Source organism: Actinomycetospora sp. CA-084318, assembly GCF_050955885.1.
Lineage (GTDB): Bacteria > Actinomycetota > Actinomycetes > Mycobacteriales > Pseudonocardiaceae > Actinomycetospora.
The window spans coordinates 743631-766373 of record NZ_CP192098.1; the positions used below are offsets into that span (position 1 = coordinate 743631).

The following is a 22743-nucleotide window of genomic DNA, read 5'->3' on the forward strand; positions in this document are numbered from 1 at the left end:
TCCCGCGCGCGTACAGTCTATTTGCGTAGGCTAACGACGAGGGGGCGGCAGCGTGTCGACCGATCGCTACAAGTGGGTGGCGCTGTCCAACACCACCCTCGGCGTGCTGATCGTGACGATCAACATGTCGATCCTGCTCATCGCGCTGCCGGACATCTTCCGCGGGATCGACATCGACCCGCTCGCGGCGTCGAACATCAGCTACCTGCTGTGGCTGATCATGGGCTACCTCGTGGTGACCGCGGTGCTCGTCGTCAGCTTCGGGCGCATCGGCGACATGTACGGCCGCACCCGGATGTACAACCTCGGCTTCGCGGTCTTCACGCTCTTCTCGATCCTGCTCGCCGTCACCTGGATGCACGGCGACGCGGGCGCGATCTGGCTGATCGTGATGCGCGTGCTGCAGGGCATCGGCGGCGCGCTGCTGCTGGCCAACTCGACGGCGATCCTCACCGACGCGTTCCCCACCCACCAGCGCGGCCTGGCCCTCGGCATCAACTCGGTCGCCGCGATCGCCGGGTCGTTCATCGGCCTGATCGTCGGCGGGGTCCTCGCGCCGATCGCCTGGCACCTCGTGTTCGTGGTCAGCGTCCCGATCGGCGTCTTCGGCACGATCTGGGCCTACCTCAAGCTGCGCGAGGTGGGGGAGCGGCACGAGGCGCGGATCGACTGGTGGGGCAACGTCACCTTCGCCGTCGGCCTCGTCGCCGTGCTCATGGGCATCACGTACGGCATCCAGCCCTACGGCGGCCACGTGATGGGGTGGACCTCGCCGCTCGTGCTGGTCTGCCTCATCGGCGGTGTCGTGGTCCTCGGCGCGTTCGCCGTGATCGAGACGCGGGTCGCGGAGCCGATGTTCCACCTGTCGTTGTTCCGCATCCGGGCCTTCACCGCGGGGAACATCGCGAGCCTGCTCGCCGCCCTCGGGCGCGGCGGCCTGCAGTTCATCCTCATCATCTGGCTGCAGGGCATCTGGCTGCCCCAGCACGGCTACGACTACGAGTCGACGCCGCTGTGGGCCGGCATCTACATGGTCCCGCTGACCATCGGGTTCCTCGTCGCCGGACCGGTCTCGGGCATCCTGTCCGACCGGCACGGCGCCCGTGCCTACGCGACGGTCGGCATGCTCGGGGCGGCCGTGAGCTTCCTGCTGCTCTCGTTCCTGCCGGTCGACTTCGGCTACGTCGGCTTCGCGATCATCCTCGCGGTCAACGGGCTGTCGATGGGCCTGTTCTCGTCGCCGAACCGGGCGGCGATCATGAACAGCGTCCCGCCCCGCCAGCGCGGCGCGGCCGCGGGCATGACGTCGACGTTCCAGAACGGTGCGACGGTGCTGTCGATCGGCATCTTCTTCTCGATGCTGATCCTCGGCCTCTCCCGCACCCTGCCGACCGCCCTGCACGACGGGCTCGTGGCGCACGGCGTGCCCGCCGACGCCGCCCAGCGCATCGCCGAGCTCCCGCCGGTCTCGACCCTGTTCGCCGCCCTGCTCGGCTACAACCCGATGCAGACCCTGCTCGGCCCGCAGGTGCTCGCCCAGGTGGGCCCGGAGCAGGCCGGGTTCCTCACCGGTCGCTCGTTCTTCCCGCAGCTGATCAGCGGGCCCTTCGCCGACGGCCTCACCTTCGCGCTGTCCTTCGCCGCGCTGTGCTGCGTCGTCGCGGCCCTCGCGTCGCTGCTGCGGGGCGGGAAGTACGCCTACGTCGAGCCGGACGAGCGGGCGGCGGACGGTGCGGACGAGATCGACGGCGCGGCGGTCACCGAGGCGGTCCAGCCGGGTTACGACGACGGCGACGGCGCCCTGGTCGGCGCGCCGAGCGGCGGCCGGGTGCTGCGGGGCCGGGTGACCGGCCCGGACGCCGCACCCGCACCCGCCGTCGTGACCCTCGTGGACCACGCCGGCCGGCAGGCGGGCCGGGCGGTGGCGGACGCGGAGGGCCGCTTCCGGATCGAGCCGCCGCGCTCGGGCGAGTTCCTGGTCATCGCGACCCCGCAGGACGCCGCCCACACCGCGGCGCCGCGGGCCACGCAGGTCTCGGTCGACGGCGGCGCGGTCGACGTGGACCTCGTGCTGGGTCGCCGCTGACCGGTCCGTCCGGTTCATGAGGATCGTCACGGGCGTCGTTCATGTGCTCGTCACGGTTGGACCCAATCATGTAGATCATGACCGGATTCGACCAACCGGAGCGCCGGCCAGGGCTGCTCAGCGCCGTGACGATCGTCCTGACGGCCGCTGCCGGAGCCATCGACGTCGTCACGTTCTTCGCGTTCAACGAGGTCTTCGCCTCGACGATGACCGGCAACCTCGTCCTGCTCGGCCTCGGGATCGGGCAGGGCGACTGGTTCCAGGCGCTGGACAACCTCACCGCGATCGCCGGCTACTGCAGCGGCCTGATCGTCGGGACGGTCGTCTGCGGGATCGCGATGCGGCGCCTGCCGTGGCGCAACGCGGTCGGGGTCGCGCTGACCGTCGAGCTGGCCCTCCTCGTCGCGGTCGGGGCGTTCTTTTACACCGTGGACGACGAGGCCCTCGCCCAGCCCCGGGTGGTCGTGCTCGTGCTGGGCGCCGGCCTGGCGATGGGCATCCAGGCCGCGGCGATGCGCTACGTCGGCCCCGCCGGCACGCCGACGAGCTTCCTCTCGGGCACGGTGACCAACTGGGTCTCGAGCCTGGTCGAGCTGCACAAGCCGTTCACCTGGAACTGGAACTCACCGCTGCGGATCGCGATCATCGTGGTGGCCGCGGGCGGCAACGCCGTGGTCGCCCGGGTGGAACCGGACTTCGCCTTCGTGGTCCCCGTGCTGCTCGTGGCCGTGGCCATCGGGCTCATGGCGGTCGTGACCCGCGCGAACCACGGTGGGCTGGTCGCCGGGGAACCGGAGTTCGCCCCCGACCCGCAGACCGAGGTGCCCGACGCGGAGGCGACCGCCGAGGAGCACCACCTGGTCGACGAGCAGCCCGCGGACGGGATCGGGCGGCTCACCGGGCGGGTCGTCGACGGTGACGGCGACCCGAGCGCCGCGGCGGTCACGCTGGTGGACATGGCCGGGCAGCAGGTCGCCCGGGTGCACACCGAACCCGACGGACACTTCGAGCTGCGCCCGCCCGAGGCGGGCGAGTTCGTGCTGATCTGCACGCCGCACCGGATGGGCGGCGGGGCCTCCCGGCCGCGCGCGGTCGTCGTGACGGTGGAGGGCGACTCGGTGGAGCACGACGTGGTGCTGGGTGCGTCGGTCTGAGCGTCGGGCCGCCGCGAGGTGCACGTGGGGCAGGTTTCCGGGCGGCCGGGGCTGCCTGGTGTGACCCTCGCGGCGGGCCGGGACCTACCCGGTGACCCGGACCGCCTCGATGTCGATCTCGATCCGCAGGGTGCGCCCGATCGCGAAGATGCCGGCGATCACGGACTGGTTCCACGAGATGTCGAAGTCGTCGCGGGAGAGCTGCGTGGTCGCGGAGAACCCGGCGCGCTCGCCGCCCCAGAGGTCCGGCCCCGCCCCGTGGTAGACGACGTCGAGGGCGACCTTGTTCTGGACGCCCTTGAGCTCGAGGTCGCCGTACATCGTCCAGTGGTCGGCCGTGTGCCGCGCGATCTGCGTCGAGGCGAACCGGATCTCGCCGAAGCGCAGGACGTCGAGGAAGTCGGGGGCGCGCAGGTGCTCGTCGCGGCGCTCGTCGTCGGTGTCGACGCTGCCCGACTCGATGGCCGCCGTGACCCGCGAGGTGTCCAACGAGGGCCCCATGTCGATCGCGCCGGTGAACCGGCGGAGCCGGCCGTGCACCTTCGTGATGCCGAGGTGGAACGCCGACGCCGCGATCCGCGAGTGCACCGGGTCGATCTCCCAGCGCCCGGGCGCCGGGAGTTCCAGCGCGCCGGTGCGGGTGAGCACGACGCGGCCGAGGTCACCCGAGGCGGGGCCGGCGACCGGCCGCGCCGACGGGGTGTGCCCGACCGCCGAGGTGATCACGGTGCACGGCCCGGCGGGCAGCCCGTCGAGGACGAACCGCCCGTCGTCGTCGACCGCCGTGCCGCCGATCTGCCGCCCGGCGGCGTCGATCACCGTGACGACGGCGAACGGCACCGGCCAGCCGTCACTGGTGACGGCGATGCCGCCGACCCGCTGGGTCCCCGACTGCGTGGCCGTCACCGCCGCCCGCCGTCGGCGTCGAAGCCGCGGTCGGAGTAGAGCTCACCGGTGGCGTGGCGGCCGTTGTGGCCGTTCGAGTAGGCACCCGCGGGGACGGCGTCGGCGCCGAAGTCCTCGCCGGAGAACGCCCGGGTGACCTCGGACGGCGCCTCGTCGGCCGGCCCCAGCGCGGGCGGGGTGAGCGTGAGGGTGACCTCGGAGGGCTGTCCCGCGCCCACCTCGATCTCGCTGGCCACCGGCGCGTACCCGCTGGCGGTGATCGTGTAGGTCCCCGGGGCGACCTCGGGGAAGTCGAAGCTCCCGTCCTCCCCGGTGACGGCGGCGCCCACCACGTTGCCGTCGGCCCCGACCAGCGTGGCCAGGGCCTCCGCGACGGGGCGCCCGCCCGAGGCCGAGCGCACGACACCGGAGAGGCGCAGCTGGCTGACCAGCGCGATGTCACGGGTCACCCGGCCCTCGCCCGGGATCTGCACGGTCTCGGCGACCGGCGTGGTGTCCGGGGCGGCGGCGGTGAGCGTGTAGGTGCCCTCGTCGAGGTCGGCGAACCGGTAACCGCCGTCGGCGTTCGACCGGGCGACGGCGACGACGGTGCCGCGCACGTCGGTCAGCGTGAGGACCACACCGGCCGTCCCCGCGAGCGCGCCGTCCCGCGAGGCGCCGACGGTGCCCTCGAGCAGGGCGCCCCCGCCGGAGAGCGACACGTCGTGGCGCAGCGGCCGGTCCGACACCGCGACCAGCGAGGCCTTCGGCTGGTGGGTCGAGGACGAGCAGATGACGAGGTACGTGCCACCGGTCGACGGGGAGAGGCGGTACTCACCGGCGTCGTCGGCGACCGTGCGGTCGAGCTGGTCCCCCGCGAGGTCGCAGAGCGTCAGCGCCGCCCCCGGGAGCGGCCCGCCGTCGCCACGGGTGATCTTCCCGAAGATCGTGATCGGCTGCTGTCCGTCCACCGTCGCACTCCTCAACCGCTGTGTCTCGGCGCCCTGGGCCCACGAGGGAGGGCGTCCGTCCCCACTCTCGGGGAGCCGGTACCCCGTCGGCCACCCGAATCCCCACGGGCCACCCCAATTTCACTTTCATCGTACAAGCATCTAGCGGCGGACGCCCGTGCGATCACCGATGGTGTGCACCACCGATCCGTTGGCGCCCGGGCGACACCCGGAGCACGCTGAGGTCATGGCTGCGCCCACCGACGACCGCACCTCCCTCGCGCCCGCCACCGCGGACCGCTCCGGTGGTCACGGCGACCCCTTCGCCGACCTCCCCCGCCCGCATCTCGAGCTCGACCCGGACGCCGAGCGGGTCGCCGACTTCTACGCCTACGGCGAACTGCTCACCGACGCCGAGCGCGACATCCTGCGCCGGCTGCGCGGCTACCTGGCCTCCGACGTCGCGCCCGTGGTGAACGAGGCCTGGGAGGCCGCGGAGTTCCCCGAGCAGTTCCGGCGGGGGTTCGCCGCCCTCGACCTGGCGGGGCTGCCCTACGGCCTCTCGACGCTCTCCGCCGAGCCCGCCCGCCGCGTGCTCATGGGCTTCGTGCACGCCGAGATCGCGCGGATCGACGCGTCGACGAACAGCTTCTTCGGGGTGCAGAGCGGCCTCGCCATGGGCTCGATCGACGCCTGCGGCACCCCGGAGCAGCGGGAGCGCTGGTTGCCGCCGATGGCGCGGCTGGACCTGATCGGCGCCTTCGGCCTCACCGAGCCCCACGGCGGCTCCGACGTCGCGGGCGGTATGGAGACCACCGCGCGCCGCGACGGCGACGAGTGGGTCATCGACGGGCACAAGCGCTGGATCGGCAACGGCACGTTCGCCGACGTGCTCGTCATCTGGGCCCGCGACGGCGACGCGGTCCGCGGCTTCGTCGTCGACCGCGAGACCCCCGGGGTGACCACCGCGAAGATCGAGGGGAAGACGGCCCTGCGGATCACGCAGAACGCCGACATCACCCTGCAGGGCGTCCGCGTCGGCGAGGACCGTCGGCTCTCCGGCGGACAGGGCACGTTCGCCGACACCGGCGGCGTCCTGCGGCGCACACGCGGCAACGCCTCCTGGGCCTGCGTCGGCGTGCAGATGGCGGCCTACGAACTGGCCCTGAGCTACGCCCAGCAGCGGGTGCAGTTCGGTCGCCCGATCGCCGGGTTCCAGATGATCCAGGACGCGCTCGTGCAGATGCTCGGCAACACCACCGCCTCGCTCGGGATGGCCGCCCGCAACGCGCAGCTGATCGACGGCGGGGGCGGCTCGGACGCGCACTCGGCGCTGGCGAAGCAGTTCTGCGCCGACCGGATGCGCGAGACGGTCGCGCTCGGCCGCCAGATCGTCGGCGGCAACGGGACGATCCTGGAGAACGGGATCGCGCGGTACTTCAACGACGCGGAGGCGCTCTACTCCTACGAGGGCACGCGCGAGATGAACACGCTCATCGTCGGGAAGAAGATCACCGGGCACAGCGCCTTCGTCCGGTAGCCGCTCCCGACGGCCCCGCCGGTGTGGCCCGCCGTGAGCGGGGGAACCGCATCTCCCGTGGCGCGCATCGTGATCGTCGGAGGCGGCTTCGCGGGAGCGGGCGTGGCCCGCCGGCTGGAACGCCTCGTGCCCGACGCCGACGTCCGGCTCGTCTGTCCCGACGACCATTCGCTCTACCTGCCCCTGCTCCCGCAGGTGGCGGCCGGGGTGATCCCGCCGCGGGCCGCCGTCGTCGGGCTCGGCCGCTGGCTGCGCCGGACGACCCTCGTCCCCGGACGGGCCGTCGGGGTCGACCTGGACGCCCGGCGGGTCGTGGTCGAGTCGATCACGGGCGAGCGCGAGGTGCTGGCCTACGACCGGCTCGTCCTCGCGCCCGGCAGCGTCACGAAGGTGATGGACGTCCCCGGCCTGCGGGAGTTCGGGCGCGGCGTGAAGACCCTCGCCGAGGCCGAGTTCCTGCGCGACCACGTGCTCTCCCAGCTGGAGCTCGCGAACGCCTCGTCGGACCCCGACGAGCGGGCACGTCGCTGTCGGTTCGTGGTCGTGGGCGGGGGCTACGCGGGAGTCGAGACCGCCGCGAACCTCCAGCTCATGACGACGGCGGCGGCCCGCCGGGCCCGCGGGCTCGACCCGGCGGACGTGCGGTGGCACGTCGTCCAGCACGCCGACGAGCTCATGCCCGGCCTCGGACGGCAGCTCGGTGAGGACACGAAGCGGGTGCTGGAGGGCCGCGGGGTGCAGGTCGACCTCTCGACGAGCGTCACCGCCGCCGACGACGACTCGGTCACGCTCTCCGACGGCCGCACCCTGGCGACGAACACCCTGATCTGGACGGCCGGTGTGGCCCCGAACCCGCTCATGGGACGGCTGGGCGCGGACACGGTGAAGGGACGCCTCGTGGTGGGCGCCGACCTCGCCGTCCCCGGCCGGCCCGAGGTGTTCGCGCTGGGTGACGCGGCCGCGGTGCCGGACCTGGTGAGCGGGGGCGACGCGCTCTGTCCGCCGACGGCGCAGCACGCGACCCGCCAGGCTCCCGTCGCCGCGGCGAACGTCGCCGCGTCGCTCGCCGGGCGACCGGTGCAGGACTACCGCCACCGCGACCTCGGGCTCGTCGTCGACCTCGGCGGTCGCGAGGCCGTGGCGAAGCCGCTCGGCGTGGGCCTGGCCGGCCTGCCCGCCCAGGCGGTGACGCGCGGCTACCACCTCTGGGCGCTGCGATCGCCGGCCGCCGTCGCGCGGGTCGCCACGAACTGGACCCTGCACGGTCTCGGCGCGAGCCACGCGGTGCGCATGGGGTTCCTGACGAACGCCAGCGGGCGGCTCGCCGAGTTCGAGCAGACCGACGACTACCTCACCGTCGAGCAGGCCCGGGCGGCCACGGCGGACGCGTGATCGTCGGGTGGGCGTCCGCCCGATCGCACTCCGGGTCGGGAGCGAGCGGATCGGGAGCACCGATGAGGTCGTCCCCGAGCCCGGCCGTGTACGTCGAGCGCCGTTCGAGGAGCCGGGCCACCAGCGTGCCGAGCGTGGCGGCCAGCGCGAGCGGGACGAGCAGGCCCTGCCCGACGTGGGTCAGTTCCAGCAGGAGGACGACGGTCGAGAGCGGGGCCTGCAGCGAGGCGGCGAGGAACGCCGCGCCGCCGATCAGGGCGTAGGCACCGAGCGGGCTGCCAGCCCACACCAGCACCCAGAGGTGGCCGAGGGCGGCGCCGAGCAGGGCGCCGGTCGCGAGGGTCGGGGTGAAGAGGCCCCCGGTCGCGCCGCTGCGCAGCGAGGCGGCCGTGGCGAGCGGCTTGAGCAGGGCGAGCACCACGAGGAGCCCGAGCGATCCCCCGCCGTCGAGCACCAGCTGCACCGGCCCCTTGCCGTTGCCGAGCAGCTCGGGGAACGGGATCGCGAGCGCCCCGATCGCGGTGAACACCGCCGTCGTGGCGAGCGGCAGCCGCCAGGAGGTCGGACGACCACGCCGGCTCCAGGCGACGAGCCGGACGAAGCCGACGGCGGCAACGGCCGCGACGGGCGCGACCAGGACCGCGAAGACGATCACCGAGCCGCTCGTCGGCAGCGCCGCGGCCAGGTAGACCGGCCGGTCGCCGAGCACGACCCAGGCGCTCACCGCGGCCAGGACCGACGTGACGACGGCCGGCAGCACGAGCGGGAGCGCGAGCGACCCGAGCAGCACCTCGAGCGTGAACAGGGCGCCGCCGAACGGGACGTCGTAGACCGCCGCCAGACCCGCACCCGCCCCGCAGGCGATGATCGTCCGTCGCTGGGCGGAGGTCAGCCCGGCGAGCTCGGAGAGCCGGGAGCCCAGTGCGGCGGCGACCTCCCGCGGTGCGCCCTCGCGGCCGAGCGAGGCGCCCATGCCGACGATGACGATCTGCAGGACCGCGTCGAGCGCGGTCCGCACGAACCCCATCCGGCCCCGCTCGGACCACACCGACTCCGAGACCCCGGAGGAGCGTCCGAGCCACCGGCTGACCGGCCCGCGCAGCAGCCACCACCCGAGGCCCGCGACGAGACCGGCGAGGGCGAGCACCCCGAGGCGCCGCCACCACGGCGCCTGCTCGACGCCCTGGAGGAAGGTCTCCTCGGTGTAGCCGAAGGCGGTGTGCTGGACGAGGTAGAGCAGCAGCGTCAGCGCGCCGCCCGCGAGGCCCGCCCCGACCCCGGTCAGCAGCACCACGACCCAGAAGCGGGGGTTCAGCGTGATGAGGCCCCGCCGGCCCTCCGGGGCGTTCGGCTGCTGCACGCGCCCTCCTAGACGATCAGTGCGACGCCGCTGAGGACGGCCAGCACCGCCACCGACCACCCGAGCAGCGGCACGGCCCGGGACGAGGCGAGCGGGACCGGGAGCGGGGAGTGCCGCAGGGCCCGGGTGCGTCGGCGGCCGTAGATCGCGGTCGCGCCGGCGATGACGACGGCGAGGGTGGCGGGGACCACCGCGAGCGTCAGCTGGGCGTGCTGGAACTCGCGGATCGCCAGCAGCGCCGCGTTGCCCGCCACCCCGAGGGAGGTCCGGCTCCAGGCGAGGCCGGTCCGTTCGGCCTGCAGCCCCGCGTCGGACGGCGACGTCACGTCGCGCCCCGCAGCACGATCAGCACGAACCCGAACAGCGCCAGCACGACGAGGCCGGCGGCGAGCACCCAGGGGATCCGCTGCGCCGGGAGGGGGCGGTCGCGTCGGATGGCGGTCTCGACGCTGCGCCACCGCAGCACCCCGGACGCCGCGGCCACGACCGCCAGCGCCGCCAGCAGGCCGCCGGTCACGGCCCGGGCGCCGGGGATGGTGAACGCGGGGACGAGCTGGACGACCGCCACGCCGGCCGCGAGCAACGACAACGAGGTGCGCAGCCAGGCGAGGAAGGTGCGCTCGTTGGCGAGGGTGAACCGGTAGTCGGGTTCGCGCTCGTCGTCCGGCCCGCCGGCGTGCTCCTCCTGCGGGGATGCCGCTCCGGCCTCCGGCATGCGCCCTCCTCCGCTCGGCTCCCGCGCAGTGTCCACCATCGCGGGCCACTGATCACGCCGACCGGCACCGGCGGACCTCCCGGCCGTCCGGCCGTCGGAGCACCGGACGTACCGTCGGGGTCGTGCTCCTGCGACCGCCTCCGCCCCCGGTCGCGGCGCACCCGTTCCTCGCCGTCGGCCTCGCGCTGTGCTCCGCCTTCCTCTACGCCCTCGCCGCGGCCCTGCAGCGACTCGCGGCCGGGCGCACGTCCGGGCGCTCGCACTTCTTCGGCGCCCTCGTCCGCCAGCCGGTCTGGTGGGGCGGGGTCGGCTCCATGGCGGCCGGAGCGGGGATCCACGTCGTCGCGCTCGGGCTCGGGTCGGTGACGCTCGTCCAGCCGATCGGCGTGCTCGCCCTGGTCCTGGCCCTGCCGCTCGACGCCCGGTTCGAACGGCGGGTGGTCACCCGCGCCGAGTGGGCCGCGGCCGCCGTCCTGGTCGCCGGGCTCGGGGGCCTCCTCGCCCTCGCTCCCCACCGTCCGGAGCCCGGCGGCGCCCTCCCGGGCGGCCTCGTCATCACCGTCGCCGCGGCGGGCGTGGTCCTCGCGCTGCTCGTCGCGACCAGCACGCGGCTGCGTGCGGGCAGCCGTGCGGTCTGCCGCGCCGCCGGCGCGGGGTTGTGCGCGGGCACGACGTCGGGTCTGGTCCGGCCGGTGCTGCACGGCCTGCACCGCGGTCCGTTCGACGCCGGGCTGCTGACGGCGGGGGTGGCCGTCCTCGTGCTGCCGGTGCTGGGCCTGCTGCTGCTCCAGACCGCCTACCGCGACGGCGGGCTCGACGCCGGCCTCGCGACGCAGACCACGATCGACCCGGTGGTCGCCGGGTCGATCGGGATCGCCGTGCTCGGCGAGCGGTTCACCGGGGGCCCGGGCGGCGCCGTGCTCGCCGCGGCCTGCGCGGTCGTCACCGTCGCCGGGCTGGTGTGGCTGATCCGGTCCGGGCCCGGCGCGGTCACGTCCCGTGCAGCCGCAGCCGCGCCCACGAGTTGTTGACGTAACCCTTCGGGTTCCACACGTGCTCGGGCCGTTCCGGCTGCAGCGCTGCCGACGAGTCCCAGGCGCGGGCGAGCACCTCGGTCCCGCCGCGCGGCAGCTCGACCGTGCTCGACCAGTGGCGCCAGGCCCACGGGCTCACCTGCTCCTCGAGCTCGGCCTGCGACCAGGACCGACCGCCGTCGGTGGACACGTCGACCCGGGCGACCGTGCGGTCGCCGCCGGCGAAGGCGTACCCGGTGACGGTCAGCGGCCCGGCCGGGTGGGACGACTCGGCGTCGGGCGAGAGGAAGTCGCTGTTCACCGCGACGAGCCCGAGTGCGACGCCCTCCCCGGGGGTCCCCGTGACCTCGGCGTCGGCCGGCAGCAACCGGTAGGTGGATGCCTGGAAGAAGTTGGGCGAGGGCGCGTCGGCCACCCGGACCCGGTGCACCCACTTCACGCTGCGGGCCCCGATGTAGCCGGGCACCACGACCCGCACCGGCGCCCCGTGGACGGGCGCCAGGGGCTCGTCGTTCATCGCCCAGGCGAGGAGCACCTCGGGCATCCCGGCCTTGCGCAGCGGGACCGACCCGCCGAACTCCTGGGGCGGCTGCGCCTCCTCGCTCACGTCCGCCCCGAGGAACTCGACGTCGGTGGCTCCGTCGGTGACGCCCGCGGCGGCGAGGACGTCGGCCAGCCGGACGCCCGTCCAGGTCGCGGTGGCCGTGGCCGTCGGCCCCCAGGGCGCCTCGCCGGGGATGTCGCGGACCGCGACCAGGCCCTCGCGGCGGTTCCCCGCGCACTGCAGCGTCGCGGTCTCGGTCGCCTGCGGGAACCGGGCGCGCAGGTCGTCGAGGGAGAGCGACAACGGCGTCCCGACGAGACCGTCGACCTCCAGTCGCCACGCCCCGGCGTCCACCTCGGGCACCGGGCCGTGGTTGCGCGAGTAGAAGGCGTCGGTCGGCGTGAGGTCGGCCCCGGCCAGGGCCGAACGCGGAGGCTCGGCGTTGTACGGCTGGTCGGAGTGGACGGTCATGTCGGGCCGTTTGCCGTGCACGCGCGCCTCTCGTGACACAGAGTGTCGGGTAGGTCACAAAGTTCGTCCGATGGCGTGGACTGCCGTGACGACCGGGAACTCTCCGGCTCCGGATCGGCCCCCGCCGGCCCCCACTCGTGCCTGTTTGCCCTGGTCATCGGCCCGACAAACGCCCTGGACGTGTGGGCGGGGTCAACCGGGTCGCCGAGGCCGGTGGTCGTAGGGTCTCGCGGCATGACCCACACGCCGATTTACGACGAAGTCAGGCGTTCGCTCGGACGGTCCGGCCGCTTCGCGGAGCGGCGGTCCTTCCGCGGGGAGGACGGCGTCGCCGGACCGGACCGGGTGTCCCGCCCGGTCATGCTCCGCGGCTCCGGTGGTCGTCATCGACGCTCGGGGGACTGAGCCCCGTCCGGGGTCCCCGCGGCCCGGGCCACCCCCACCCGACGAGTCCGCGACGGTCCTGCTGAGCGGGACGGCACCGGCGTCCGCGCCGGCGAGCCGTCTCTCCGGCCTCCGTGTCACGGGTCAGGCGCTGGCGGCCACGACCACGGCCGCCGTGGGCGGCGTGCTCGGCGGTGCCACCGGGACGATCGCGGGCGCGGCGGTCGCCTCCGTCGTCACGACCGTGGGCGAGGCCGTCTACCAGCGCTCGCTGGAGCGCACCCGCGACCACGTCCGCACCCGGCTGGACGCGCGCCGCCCGCCGCCCGCCCCCACCGCGGTGCTGCCCGACGGACCGCCGCCCGACGAGTCGCCGACGGTGCACCTGACGCCCGTGGCCGCGTCCGGGCGCCGTCGCCGGACGACGGTCGCCGCCCTCGTCGCCTCCGGGCTGCTCGTCTTCCTCGTGGCCATGGTCGTCGTGACGGGGATCGAGCGGGTGAAGGGCTCCCCGCTGTCGGGCGGGACCGGGACGAGCGTCGGCGAGGTCATCGGCACCCGCCCCTCGGCGGCGACCACGACCACCACCGACCCGGACACCTCCGAGGCGCCGACCACCACCACGACGGCCCCCGCGGAGACCACGACGACGAGTGCCGGGTCACGCACCACCACGTCCCGGTCGCGGGAACCGGCGGTGACCACGACGCTGGAGCAGCCCGCCAACTGATCGTCCCCGGGAGGACCCCCGTCGTGCGCACCGACTTCGATCCCGCCGAGCTCGGCCCGGGTGCGTTCTACAAGCTCCTCAACTCGGTGGTCGTGCCGCGCCCGATCGCGTGGGTGGCGACGACGTCGGCCGACGGCGTGGACAACCTGGCGCCGCACTCGTTCTTCACCGTCGCGTGCGTCGACCCGCCCGTCGTGCAGTTCACCTCCGTGGGGCGGAAGGACTCGCTGGCCAACGTCGAGGCGACCCGGGAGATGACGATCTCGCTGACGCCGGAGTGGCTGTTCGAGGAGGTCAACGCCACCGGGACGAACTTCGCGCACGACCAGGACGAGTTCGCCGAGGTCGGCCTCGAGCGCGAACCGGCGACCCACGTGCGCCCGCCGCGCGTGGCGCGCTCCCCCGTCGCGCTCGAGTGCGTCCTGCACTCGACGGTGTGCCTGGGCGACTCGACGGTGGTGTTCGGCCGCGTGGTGCACGCGGCGATCTCCGACGACGTGCTCGTCGACGGCCGCCCCCGGATCGAGCGGCTCAAGCCGCTCGCGCGCCTCGGTGGCAACCAGTGGTCGACGATCGGCGAGGTCCTGGAGAAGCGCCGGATCGACGTGCGGGACTGGCCGGAGGGCTACGAGCCCTCGGGCAGCTGAGTCGGCGGGATCGTCGCGTCGAACGCGGCGGTGTCCTCCGCGAGCGCCCGCAGCCGGCCGTAGGGGTCGGCGACGAGCCGGCGGCTGGCGTGGTCGAGCAGGCCCAGCACCCCGGTGATCGTGGCGGCGGTGACGCCGTCGCGGGCGCGGACGAGCTCGGCGTCCATCCGGAAGGTCTTCCCGGCGCCGAAGGTCGTCGTCGTGTGGATGTCCACCCGGTCCCCGACGACGAGCTCGGCGAGGAAGCGGGCGGTGGTCTCCAGGATCACCGGGCCGATGCCGTCCGCGGAGAGCGCGTTGATCCCGACGGTCGCGGCGCGGAGGGTCTCCTCGCGCCCGTGCTCGCCGTACCGGTGGTACTCGGCGTGGTTGAGGTGCCGGTTCGCGTCGGTCTCGTACCCGCGGACGGTGATGGACTCGTGGTGTCCGGAAGTGCTCACGAAGGCGTGATCGTGGCAGGCTCCCGGGTCGTGCGCATCGGGATGGGGATTAACTACGCCGGCGGCTTCGCGGAGACGGTCGCCGAGCTGGCCGAGCACGAGAAGGCCGGCCTCGACATCGTCTTCGTGCCGGAGGCCTACAGCTTCGACGCCGTCAGCCAGCTCGGCTACATCGCGGCGAGGACGGAGCGGCTGGAGATCGCCTCGGGGATCCTGCAGATCTACACCCGGACCCCGACGCTGACCGCGATGACCGCCGCCGGTCTGGACTACGTCTCCGGTGGCCGGTTCACGCTCGGGATCGGCGCCTCCGGTCCCCAGGTCATCGAGGGCTTCCACGGGGTGCCCTACGACGCCCCGCTCGGCCGGACCCGCGAGATCCTCGACATCTGCCGGCAGGTGTGGCGCCGGGAGCGGGTCGAGTACGCCGGGAAGCACTACACGATCCCGCTGCCCGAGGGGCAGGGCACCGGCCTGGGCAAGCCGCTGAAGCTGATCAACCACCCGGTGCGGTCGGAGATCCCGATCCTGGTCGCCGCGCTCGGCCCGAAGAACGTCACGCTCGTCGCCGAGAAGGCCGACGGCTGGCAGCCGATCTTCTTCGTGCCGGAGAAGGCGCAGGACGTCTGGGGCGAGTCGCTCGCGGCCGGGAAGGCGAAGCGCGACCCGTCGCTCGGACCGCTGCAGGTCTTCCTGCAGACCTCGTTCTTCGTCACCGAGGACGAGCACGTCGCCGGACAGATGCTCGACGGGATGCGCAACATGGTCGCGCTCTACGTCGGCGGCATGGGCGCGAAGGGCAAGAACTTCTACAACGACGTCGCCCGGCGCTACGGCTACGACGACGAGGCCGAGACCATCCAGGACCTGTACCTGTCCGGGAAGAAGGAGGAGGCGGCGCGGGAGGTCCCCGAGGAGCTGCTGCGCGCCATCTCCCTGATCGGCCCGCGCTCCTACGTCGCCGAGCGGATGGCCGCCTTCGCCGAGGCCGGGGTGACGACGCTCAACATCACACCGCTCGGGGGCACGACCGAGGAGCGGGTCGCGTTGGTCGGGCAGGCCAAGGAGATCGCGTCCGACCTGGGGTAGGACCGTTCAGCACCGAGCGAGGAGCAGCATTGCGGAAGTTCGCCGACGTCGAGGAACTGCGCGCGGCGGTGGGGGAGGACCTCGGCACCAGTGAGTGGGTCCTCGTCGACCAGGAGCGCATCAACGTCTTCGCCGACGCCACCGACGACCACCAGTGGATCCACACCGAGCCCGAGCGCGCCGCGGACGGGCCGTTCGGGCAGACCGTCGCGCACGGCTTCCTCACCGTGGCCCTCATGCCGAAGTTCGGCTGGGACACCTTCGAGGTCAGCGGCGTGTCGATGACGGTGAACTACGGCCTGAACAAGGTCCGGTTCCCCTCGCCGGTGCCGGTCGGCAGCCGCATCCGCGGGCACTGCCGGCTCGTCGACGTCACCGACGTCAAGGGCGGGGTGCAGGCCACGATCGGCGGCACCGTGGAGATCGAGGGCTCCGAGAAGCCGGCCTGCGTGGCCGAGGTGATCCTGCGGTACGTGCTGTAGGAGCGCTCCGCGCCTGTGAGTAGTAATCCGTGCTCCGGCACGGATTAGTGCTCACAGGGCCGAAGGCCACCTGGAAGGATGGCGGGCGTGGGCGACGCCGTCATCTGTGAACCGGTCCGTACTCCCGTCGGTGGCTTCGGGGGGTCGCTGCGCGACGTCCCCGTGCAGGAACTGGCCGCCACCGTGATCCGCGAGCTGGTGCGCCGGACGGGCGTCACCGCCGGGCAGATCGACGACGTGGTGTTCGGGCACTGCTACCCGACGATGGACGCGCCGGCGATCGGCCGGGTCGCGGCCCTGGACGCGGGGCTGGACGTCACCGTGCCCGGCATCCAGATCGACCGGCGCTGCGGGTCGGGGCTGCAGGCCGTGCTCTACGCGGCGATGGCCGTCGCGTCCGGGGCGAACGACCTGGTGCTGGCCGGCGGTGCCGAGTCGATGTCCGGCGCCTCGTACTTCACCGACCGCGTCCGCTGGGGCACCAAGGCCGGCGGGTTCGAGATGAAGGACTCGCTGGCCCAGGGCCGCGTGCACGCCGGCGGGGTCAACCACCCGGTGCCCGGCGGGATGATCGAGACCGCGGAGAACGTCCGCAAGAAGTACTCGATCCCGCGCGAGGAGCAGGACCGCCTCGCGGTGCGCAGCCACGAGAAGGCCACGGCCGCGGTCAAGGAGGGCCGCTACGCCGACGAGCTCGTGCCGGTGACGATCCACGGCCGCAAGGGCGACACCGTGGTCGACCAGGACGAGCACATCCGCCCGGACGCGAACCTGGAGTCGCTGGCGAAGCTGCGCCCGATCATGGGCAAGCAGGACCCGGAGGCGACCGTCACCGCGGGCAACGCCTCGGGCCAGAACGACGGCGCGGCGGTGTGCATCGTGACCACCCCGGAGAAGGCGACCGAGCTGGGGCTGCGGCCGCTGGCGCGGCTCGTGTCGTGGGGCGTGGCCGGCTGCGGGCCGGAGATCATGGGCATCGGGCCGGTCCCGGCGACCGAGAAGGCCCTCGGGCAGGCCGGGCTCACGCTCGGCGACATGGGCGTCATCGAGCTCAACGAGGCGTTCGCCGCGCAGGCGCTCGGCGTGGCCCGCGAGTGGGGCATCGACCTGATCGACGACGAGCGGGTCAACCCGAACGGCTCCGGCATCTCCCTCGGCCACCCCGTCGGCGCCACCGGGGTCCGCATCCTGACGACGATGCTGCGCGAGATGGACCGCCGCGAGGCCCGCTACGGGCTCGAGACGATGTGCATCGGCGGCGGCCAGGGGCTCGCGGCGGTGTTCGAGCGCCTGTCGTAGCCCCGGCTGGTCAGCGACCCTGCCAGCGCGGCGGGCGCTTCTCGCGGGCGGCCAGGCCACCCTCCTTCGCGTCCTCGGTGGCCCCGGCGACCCGGCGCATCGTCTCGCCGAAGCGGATGGCGTCGGTCTGCGACATCCCGGGGCCCCGCCGGGCGACCTCCTTGATCGCGCGCTGGGCGAGCGGCGCGCCGGCGAGGAGACGTCGGGCGAAGGCGTCGACGGCCGCGCCGAGCTCGTCGTGCGGGACCACCTGCAGGGCGAGCCCGATCTCCTGCGCCCGCGCGGCGGAGATGGTCTCGCCGGTGAGGAGCAGCTCCATGGCGGGCTGCCACCCGATGCGGCCGGGCAGCCGGAGCGCGCCGACGATCGTCGGGACGCCGAGCTTGACCTCGGGGAACCCGAAGGTCGCGCGGTCGGAGGCGATGACGATGTCGCACCACGTCACGAGGGTCAGCCCGTAGCCCAGGCACAGGCCGTTGACCGCCGCGATCACCGGCTTGTGGATCTCCCAGCCCGACTCGAACGAGTTCACCGTCGGGCGCTCCCAGTAGGAGCCGGGGAACTCGCCGGCCGGGTTGCGCTCGGACCCGAAGTCGGCGCCCGCGCAGAACGCCCGCCCCTCGCCGGTGACGACGCCGATCCACGCCTCGTCGTCGCCGCGGAGGCGGTCGAAGGCCGCGTTCAGCCCGTCGCGCATCGCGCCGTCGATGGCGTTGAGCTTGTCGGGGCGGTCGTAGGTGATCGTCGCGACGTGGCCGGTGCGCTCGTAGCGGACCCGGTCGTGGAAGCGCTCGGCGGCATCGGGCATGGGCGCACGGTAACGGCGCCTCCCGCGCGGCAGCTTTCCTGCCACCCGAGGGCTGACTCGCACATCACAGCGCCCCGACCGGGTAGCCCCGTTGGCGCCCGTCCGACCGCAGGTGCATAGTTGTACCGAACAAGCGATTGTACGGAGCACGCATTGAACACAGCAGTGGTCGGCGACCGGTCGCCGCTCGGTGTCCCCGAGGGGGTCGACGAGCGCTGGGTGACCTCCGACCGGATCGGCCTGCAGCTCATCCGGCTGATCCGGCTCATCGAGCGCCAGCGGGTGATGAAGGCGAAGAAGGACGGCGTCGAACGCGCCGCCTACGTCCTGCTCGCCCGCCTGGTGATCGAGGGGCCGCACCGGTCGAACGCGCTGGCCGAGGCGGTGCACTCGGACCCGTCCACGGTCAGCCGGCAGATCGCCGCGCTGGTCAAGGTCGGGTACGTCGAGCGCCGCCCCGATCCGGCCGACGGCCGCGCGTGCCTGCTGGCCGCCACCGACGAGGGCCACCGGGTCTTCGCCAAGAACCGCGACCTGCGCAACCGCTGGATCTCCGACATCACGAGCGACTGGGACGACGACGACCGCGAGCGGCTCGTCACGCTGATGGACCGCTTCACCACCGCGCTCGAGAACCACCACGAGTCCGACGCCGCGGGCGTCGAGGAGGACCGATGAGCACGACCACCGCCTCGCCGCCGGCGAGCGCGGCGAGGACGTCCAGCACGGGCGCCTTCACCCACCGCCAGATCCTGACGATCCTGTCCGGCCTCATGCTCGGCATGTTCCTGGCCGCGCTGGACCAGAACATCGTCTCCACCTCGATCCGCACCATCGCGGACGACCTGAACGGCCTGAACCTGCAGGCCTGGGCGACGACGGCCTACCTGATCACGGCGACGATCTCGACGCCGCTCTACGGCAAGCTGTCCGACCTCTACGGCCGCAAGCCGTTCTTCCTGTTCGCCATCGGGGTCTTCGTCATCGGGTCGGTGCTCTGCACGATCTCGACGTCGATGTACGAGCTGGCGATCTTCCGCGCGATCCAGGGCGCCGGCGCCGGTGGTCTGATGAGCCTCGCGCTCACGATCATCGGCGACATCGTGCCGCCCCGGGAGCGGGCCCGGTACCAGGGCTACTTCCTCGCGGTGTTCGGCACCTCGAGCGTCATCGGTCCCGTCGTCGGCGGCTTCTTCGCCGGCACCGACTCGATCATCGGCATCACCGGCTGGCGCTGGGTCTTCCTGGTCAACGTGCCGATCGGGATCATCGCCTTCACCGTCGTGTGGCGCGTGCTCAACCTGCCGCACACCCGGCGCGAGCGGCGCATCGACTGGCCGGGCGCGTCGGCGCTCGCCGTGGCCCTCGTGCCGCTGCTGATCGTCGCCGAGCAGGGCCAGACCTGGGGCTGGGACTCGACCTGGGCGATCGTCTGCTACGTCATCGGCGTCGTCGGGATCATCGGCTTCGTCCTCGCCGAGCGGGCCTACGGCGACGACGCACTGCTCCCGTTGCGCCTGTTCCGCAACGGCGTGTTCAGCCTGACGACCGTCATCGCCGTCATCACCGGGATCGGGATGTTCGGCGGGATCGCGATCGTCCCGCAGTACCTGCAGATCGTCGGCGGCTCGAGCCCGACCAAGGCCGGCCTCGAGATGATCCCGCTGGTCGGCGGCATCATGGTCGCCTCGATCATCTCCGGTCAGCTGACCAGCCGGACGGGTCGCTACAAGGTCTTCCCCGTCATCGGCCTCGGGCTGATGACCCTCGGGATGTTCCTGTTCCACTTCCTGCTGCACGCCGACACGCCGTACTGGCAGGTCGCGGTCCTCATGGTCGTCTTCGGCCTCGGGCTCGGGAACTGCATGCAGACCCTGGTGCTCGCCGTGCAGAACGCGGTGCCGGCGAGCGACATGGGTGTCGCGACCGCCTCGGCCACGTTCTTCCGGCAGATGGGTGGCACGGTCGGCGTCTCGGTCTTCCTGTCGATCCTGTTCTCGACGCTCTCCGGCAACATCACGTCCGCGTTCCGCACGGCGTCGCAGTCGGCGGACTTCCAGGCCGCCCTGGCGGACCCGGCCGTCGCGTCGAACCCGATCAACGCCGCCGCGGTGAACCCGGCGTCGGGTGCGGCGCAGGTCACCCAGGACTCGTCGATCCTGCAGCAGATGGACCCGCGCCTGGCGCGGCCGTTCTTCGAGGGCTTCGCCGCCTCGATGGACCTGGTCTTCCTCGTCGCCGCCTGCGTCATCGCGGTCGGCTTCGTGCTGATCTGGTTCCTCAAGGAGGTCCCGCTGCGCACGACGTCGGGCATCCAGGCCCGGCAGGCCGAGGAGGCCGGGCGGGCGCAGGGCCCCGGCGCGGTCGACTCGGCCGCCGAGATCGACGGGCCCGCCCGCGGCGCCCTCGACGTGCCGACGACGACGCCGCCCGTCGGTGCAGCCGGTGCGGCCGGCAGCGAGCGGGTGCTGCGGCCCTCGCCGGTGCCGCGCAGCAACGGCAGCAACGGGTTCGACAACAACGGCTATGTCGGCAACGGCCACAGCAGCAGCGGCAACGGACACGGGCGCCACGAGGCACCGGTCCGCGGCGACTCGGTCGTCCTGGGGCAGCTCTCCGACGGTCCCCTTCCCGACGAGGGGTCGGTGCGCTTCTCCGACGACGTCGCCGGGGTGCCGATGGCCCTGCACGCCCTCGACGGCACCGTCGTCGACCGGACGTTCTCCGCCGCCGACGGCTCGTACCGGCTGCACGCCCCGCTGCCCGGCAACTACGTCGTGGTCGCGAACCCGAGCACGTTCAAGCCGCACGCGGAGCTGGTCACGCTCGACGGCGTGCCGGTGCACCGGCCGCTGGCGCTGCGCCGGGCCACCCCGGTCGGCGGGTCCGTCCGCGACACCGCCGACACCCCGGTGGTCGGCGCGACCGTGACCGTCACCGACGCGAGCGGCGGCGTCCGCGCCGTCCGCCGCACCGGGGCCGACGGCTCGTGGGAGTGCCCGGAGCTCGAGCCCGGCAGCTACACCGTCGCCGTCCTCGCCCCCGGGCGCGAGCCGGTCGCCGAGCGGCTCGTCGTCGCCGAGGCCACCCCGGCCGGGCGTCGCACCACGCGCCACGACGTCCGGGTGCCGGTCGCCCGGCACGCGGTGCGCGGCCAGGTGCGCTCGACCTCCGGCGCGGTGGTCCCCGAGTCCCTCGTGGTGCTCATGGGCGCCGACGGCCGCGTCGTCGCCTCGACGGTCACCGACACCGCCGGGCGCTTCGCGGTGGAGGACCTGGCCGAGGGCCGCTACCTGCTGACGGCGAGCGGCTTCGCGCCGGTCTCCGAGCAGGTGACGGTGGCGACCGGTCGCCCCGCGGCGGTGGAGCTCACGGTCGACCCGCCGCAGCCGGTGGCGAAGGCGAGCCCGGTCGACGCCGAGACCACCCCGCTGCCGGTCACGCGCTGACCCCAGCGGTCACGAACGGCACTCTCGCGCACGTCGATGCTGCGAGGGTGCCGTTCGTGCATCAGAGGGCCGGGGGCTCGCGGCCCTCGGGGGCGTGCGCGACCAGCTCGGCGTGCGCACGGTCGGCCTCCGCGGCCGGTTCCTCGCGGAGCACGGCGACGACCGCCTCCACCCCGCCGGACCACGCCAGGCCCGCCGCCGTCCGACGGACGGAGGCGGCATCGTCGCGCAGCAGCGCGGCGAGGTGGCGGGGCACGCGGGTGTCCTCCCCGCCGAACCGGCCGACGAGCTCCAGGGCCTCCGTGCGGACCCGCGGCAGCGGGTGGGCCAGGTAGGCCCGGACGAACACCGTCCGCCGGCGGGCCGGGGCCGCGCTCTCCCAGTCCTGCAGGGCGTCGGCGGCGCCGGGCGCGGTCAGGTCGAACGGCGGCGACGGGGACGCGGCCGCGTAGAGCAGGTCGCCGGTCTGCGGCTCGGCGGTGAGCAGCAGCGGTCCACCCGCGCCGAACCGGTCGGCCACGGCGATCGTCTCGGTCGCGGCGTCCGCGCGGTCGGTGGCGTGCGCGACCCGTCGTCGGGCGGCGGCGCCCCGCCGGGCGCGGCGCGCGGACCCGGCCCGCATCCGGTGCACCGCCCGGATCGCGGCGGTGCCGAGCACGAGGATCCCGATCGCGGCGGCGGACAGGAGCAGGTATCTCTCCACGTCGGGCCCTGTACCCCGAACGGTCGTGACGACCACGAACGGCTCCCGCCCGCGCGCGAGCGGCCGTCCGGGGCCTCCCGGCTGGTTACGATCCGGCCGTGGAGCACGACGACGCGATGGCCGTCCGCGAGGACGACCGCGGCTTCGTCGTCCTGACGTGGGCCCCGGGCCTGGACATCGACGGCGAGCTCGCCGACGCCGCCGTGACCCTCGTCGACGACCTCAACGGCGAGCGGAAGCGCCCGCTCCTCGTGGTCATGACCGGCACGCGGACGCTGTCCCGGGACGCCCGGCTGGTGTTCACCCGGCCCTGCCAGGTGTCGCGGCTCGCCCTGCTCGGCCGCTCCCGCGTCGACAGCATCATCGCGAACTTCGCCCTCGGGGTCGCGTCCCATCCGATGCCGATGCGGTTCTTCGTCGACGAAACCGACGCCGTGTCGTGGCTGCTCGGGACGGCCGACCCGCCGTCGGTCTTCCGCTGGTGGACCTCGGGGGACGGCCGGCGGTCGTCCCGCTGACGGCTCCGTCCGACCCCCGTTCGGCCCTGTGGTCGGCCTCCTGGCGTCCCTAGCGTTCTCCCC

22 protein-coding genes are annotated in these 22743 nt (G+C 73.7%); 13 read left to right on the plus strand and 9 right to left on the minus strand.

The genetic code is table 11. The annotated features are described in order from the left end of the window. Window positions 1-124 precede the first annotated feature (124 nt). Together ACQPYX_RS03635 and ACQPYX_RS03640 are read left to right on the plus strand one after the other, a co-directional pair. On the plus strand, window positions 125-2086 hold the full coding sequence (locus tag ACQPYX_RS03635) for an MFS transporter (protein WP_433803660.1): 1962 nt from the start codon (window positions 125-127) through the stop codon (window positions 2084-2086). Window positions 2087-2163: 77 nt separating this feature from the next. After that, the gene (locus ACQPYX_RS03640) at window positions 2164-3240 is read left to right on the plus strand and encodes a DUF1275 family protein (RefSeq protein WP_433801567.1); all 1077 of its coding nucleotides are present in this window, start codon (window positions 2164-2166) and stop codon (window positions 3238-3240) included. 84 nt (window positions 3241-3324) lie between these two features. Here ACQPYX_RS03640 and ACQPYX_RS03645 read toward each other — a convergent pair whose 3' ends face one another. Then, window positions 3325-4146, minus strand: coding sequence for a YceI family protein (locus ACQPYX_RS03645; RefSeq protein ID WP_433801568.1), 822 nt, complete (start codon window positions 4144-4146; stop codon window positions 3325-3327). Beyond that, a complete protein-coding gene (locus ACQPYX_RS03650; RefSeq protein ID WP_433801569.1) occupies window positions 4143-5096 on the minus strand; it encodes an MSCRAMM family protein in 954 nt (317 codons plus the stop codon). Before ACQPYX_RS03650 ends, ACQPYX_RS03645 begins: the two co-directional genes overlap by 4 nt. 226 nt (window positions 5097-5322) lie before the next feature. Between ACQPYX_RS03650 and ACQPYX_RS03655 the strand changes: the two genes are divergently transcribed. Then, complete coding sequence (locus tag ACQPYX_RS03655; protein WP_433801570.1) at window positions 5323-6615, plus strand: acyl-CoA dehydrogenase family protein; 1293 nt, start codon at window positions 5323-5325, stop codon at window positions 6613-6615. Between the two features lie 57 nt (window positions 6616-6672). Beyond that, window positions 6673-8007 carry an NAD(P)/FAD-dependent oxidoreductase gene (locus tag ACQPYX_RS03660; protein ID WP_433801571.1) on the plus strand — a complete coding sequence of 445 codons (1335 nt, stop codon included), beginning with the start codon at window positions 6673-6675 and terminating at the stop codon, window positions 8005-8007. On the opposite strand, the gene ACQPYX_RS03665 is transcribed toward ACQPYX_RS03660, so the two are convergent. The 3 genes from ACQPYX_RS03665 to ACQPYX_RS03675 are packed head-to-tail and all read right to left on the minus strand — an operon-like array spanning window position 7967 to window position 10082. Next, on the minus strand, window positions 7967-9367 hold the full coding sequence (locus tag ACQPYX_RS03665; RefSeq protein WP_433801572.1) for a chloride channel protein: 1401 nt from the start codon (window positions 9365-9367) through the stop codon (window positions 7967-7969). The genes ACQPYX_RS03660 and ACQPYX_RS03665 overlap by 41 nt on opposite strands. 8 nt (window positions 9368-9375) lie before the next feature. Next, window positions 9376-9693, minus strand: a complete 318-nt coding sequence (locus ACQPYX_RS03670) for a DUF202 domain-containing protein (protein ID WP_433801573.1) — start codon at window positions 9691-9693, stop codon at window positions 9376-9378. Continuing rightward, a complete protein-coding gene (locus tag ACQPYX_RS03675; RefSeq protein WP_433801574.1) occupies window positions 9690-10082 on the minus strand; it encodes a YidH family protein in 393 nt (130 codons plus the stop codon). Before ACQPYX_RS03675 ends, ACQPYX_RS03670 begins: the two co-directional genes overlap by 4 nt. Window positions 10083-10204: 122 nt before the next feature. On the opposite strand from ACQPYX_RS03675, the gene ACQPYX_RS03680 reads away from it, so the two are divergent. Further along, a complete protein-coding gene (locus ACQPYX_RS03680; RefSeq protein ID WP_433801575.1) occupies window positions 10205-11113 on the plus strand; it encodes a DMT family transporter in 909 nt (302 codons plus the stop codon). On the opposite strand, the gene ACQPYX_RS03685 is transcribed toward ACQPYX_RS03680, so the two are convergent. Continuing rightward, window positions 11073-12131 carry a sulfite oxidase gene (locus ACQPYX_RS03685; protein WP_433801576.1) on the minus strand — a complete coding sequence of 353 codons (1059 nt, stop codon included), beginning with the start codon at window positions 12129-12131 and terminating at the stop codon, window positions 11073-11075. The genes ACQPYX_RS03680 and ACQPYX_RS03685 overlap by 41 nt on opposite strands. A gap of 559 nt (window positions 12132-12690) precedes the next feature. Here ACQPYX_RS03685 and ACQPYX_RS03690 point away from each other — a divergent pair. Together ACQPYX_RS03690 and ACQPYX_RS03695 are read left to right on the plus strand one after the other, a co-directional pair. Continuing rightward, on the plus strand, window positions 12691-13245 hold the full coding sequence (locus ACQPYX_RS03690; protein ID WP_433801577.1) for a hypothetical protein: 555 nt from the start codon (window positions 12691-12693) through the stop codon (window positions 13243-13245). Between the two features lie 23 nt (window positions 13246-13268). Beyond that, on the plus strand, window positions 13269-13892 hold the full coding sequence (locus ACQPYX_RS03695; protein WP_433801578.1) for a flavin reductase family protein: 624 nt from the start codon (window positions 13269-13271) through the stop codon (window positions 13890-13892). Here ACQPYX_RS03695 and ACQPYX_RS03700 read toward each other — a convergent pair. After that, entirely contained in the window at window positions 13871-14332 is a 462-nt protein-coding gene (locus tag ACQPYX_RS03700) for an acyl-CoA thioesterase (RefSeq protein ID WP_433801579.1), read from the minus strand. The two genes, ACQPYX_RS03695 and ACQPYX_RS03700, sit on opposite strands and share 22 nt — an antisense overlap. A 30-nt stretch (window positions 14333-14362) precedes the next feature. On the opposite strand from ACQPYX_RS03700, the gene ACQPYX_RS03705 reads away from it, so the two are divergent. The 3 genes from ACQPYX_RS03705 (at window position 14363) to ACQPYX_RS03715 (ending at window position 17202) form a co-directional block, all read left to right on the plus strand. Continuing rightward, complete coding sequence (locus tag ACQPYX_RS03705) at window positions 14363-15421, plus strand: LLM class F420-dependent oxidoreductase (protein ID WP_433803661.1); 1059 nt, start codon at window positions 14363-14365, stop codon at window positions 15419-15421. A 29-nt stretch (window positions 15422-15450) separates the two neighbouring features. Continuing rightward, the gene (locus ACQPYX_RS03710; protein ID WP_433801580.1) at window positions 15451-15903 is read left to right on the plus strand and encodes a MaoC family dehydratase; all 453 of its coding nucleotides are present in this window, start codon (window positions 15451-15453) and stop codon (window positions 15901-15903) included. A gap of 87 nt (window positions 15904-15990) precedes the next feature. Beyond that, window positions 15991-17202: an acetyl-CoA C-acetyltransferase gene (locus tag ACQPYX_RS03715; protein WP_433801581.1), complete on the plus strand. Its 1212-nt coding sequence runs from the start codon at window positions 15991-15993 to the stop codon at window positions 17200-17202. Between the two features lie 10 nt (window positions 17203-17212). On the opposite strand, the gene ACQPYX_RS03720 is transcribed toward ACQPYX_RS03715, so the two are convergent. Beyond that, on the minus strand, window positions 17213-18010 hold the full coding sequence (locus ACQPYX_RS03720; protein WP_433801582.1) for an enoyl-CoA hydratase/isomerase family protein: 798 nt from the start codon (window positions 18008-18010) through the stop codon (window positions 17213-17215). A gap of 153 nt (window positions 18011-18163) precedes the next feature. Here ACQPYX_RS03720 and ACQPYX_RS03725 point away from each other — a divergent pair, with 153 nt between their 5' ends. Next, window positions 18164-18688 carry a MarR family winged helix-turn-helix transcriptional regulator gene (locus tag ACQPYX_RS03725; protein ID WP_433801583.1) on the plus strand — a complete coding sequence of 175 codons (525 nt, stop codon included), beginning with the start codon at window positions 18164-18166 and terminating at the stop codon, window positions 18686-18688. Next, window positions 18685-21459 carry a DHA2 family efflux MFS transporter permease subunit gene (locus tag ACQPYX_RS03730; RefSeq protein WP_433801584.1) on the plus strand — a complete coding sequence of 925 codons (2775 nt, stop codon included), beginning with the start codon at window positions 18685-18687 and terminating at the stop codon, window positions 21457-21459. The genes ACQPYX_RS03725 and ACQPYX_RS03730 overlap by 4 nt, the downstream gene beginning before the upstream one ends. Window positions 21460-21520: 61 nt before the next feature. Here the strand turns inward: ACQPYX_RS03730 and ACQPYX_RS03735 are convergent, their stop codons facing one another. Continuing rightward, window positions 21521-22162, minus strand: coding sequence for a hypothetical protein (locus tag ACQPYX_RS03735; RefSeq protein WP_433801585.1), 642 nt, complete (start codon window positions 22160-22162; stop codon window positions 21521-21523). A 98-nt stretch (window positions 22163-22260) separates the two neighbouring features. Between ACQPYX_RS03735 and ACQPYX_RS03740 the strand changes: the two genes are divergently transcribed. After that, a complete protein-coding gene (locus tag ACQPYX_RS03740) occupies window positions 22261-22680 on the plus strand; it encodes a hypothetical protein (RefSeq protein WP_433801586.1) in 420 nt (139 codons plus the stop codon). Window positions 22681-22743 lie beyond the last annotated feature (63 nt).